Annotated in this window: 1 protein-coding gene; it reads right to left on the bottom strand. The window is 33.9% G+C overall.

Annotation, left to right across the window (positions count from 1 at the left end):
* The coding region (gene pepT, locus AC1DTM_RS28045; RefSeq protein ID WP_477001434.1) for a peptidase T at positions 1-980 on the bottom strand (980 nt) is incomplete at its 3' end.
* Positions 981-1,066 lie beyond the last annotated feature (86 nt).

Here is a 1,066-nt window from a genome sequence, read left to right as displayed (position 1 = left end):
TTTTCAAGCATATTATAATATTGATCGTTCATCTCTAAAACAATTGCATCTTCGCCGTACTTTTCTTGCATGTTTTTCACAATATCTTGGATGTTATTTTTACGCGCTTCAAAATGATTACGATCAAAATCTCGAATAATATAATAAGCTTTACTTTGTTCAACATCACCATTTAAAGAAAGTAAATGATAAAACCCTTCATATCCCTCTGTATATTCTGGCGCTTCTTCTACTGGCAAGTATCTATCAAATTCCATAGCGAGTTTACTTGCGTTGCGCATTTTGTTTTTCGCTGTTCCAGGATGTGTATTTGTCCCTTTAAAAGTTAACTTAGCGCTTGCAGCGTTAAAACTTTCATATTCTAAACCACCTAATGGACCTCCGTCCATCGTATAAGCAAATGATGCACCAAACGCTTCTACATCAAAATGAGATGGTCCACGGCCAATCTCTTCATCTGGTGTGAATGCTACTCTTATTTTCCCATGCTTAATTTGCGGATTATGTATTAAATAATTCATTGCCACCATGATTTCTGTAAGACCAGCTTTATCATCTGCTCCAAGAAGTGTTGTACCATCAGTTGTAATAATTGTATGTCCTTTATATGATGGTAATTCCGGGAACTGTTCAGGTGTTAATACAACATTTAACTCCTTATTTAACGTAATCGCATTACCATCAAAATCTTCATGAATTTGTGGTTTTACGTTTTTCCCCGTAAAGTCTGTTGCTGTATCTAAATGTGCTAAAAAACCGATTACAGGAACATCTTTATCTGTATTTGCAGGAAGTGTTGCCATTACATAACCATTATCATCCATCGTCACTTCCGATAATCCAATCTCTTTTAACTCTTCTACTAATAACTTACCAAATTCAATCTGTCCTGGTGTTGTTGGCACTGTATGACTTTCTTCATTTGATTGTGTATCAATCTTCACATATCTCGTAAATCTTTCAATAAGTTCTTTTTTCAAATTCGTTCACTCCTTTTTATATTTCTTTCTCTATTATAATCCTTATAACGAAATATTTTAACTTTTTTGACTGTGAAGATGTATAT

This window comes from Bacillus sp. P4_D3, assembly GCF_056401855.1.
The sequence above is the reverse complement of the archived record's forward strand: the minus strand, read 5'-3'. Positions and strand labels throughout refer to the sequence as shown.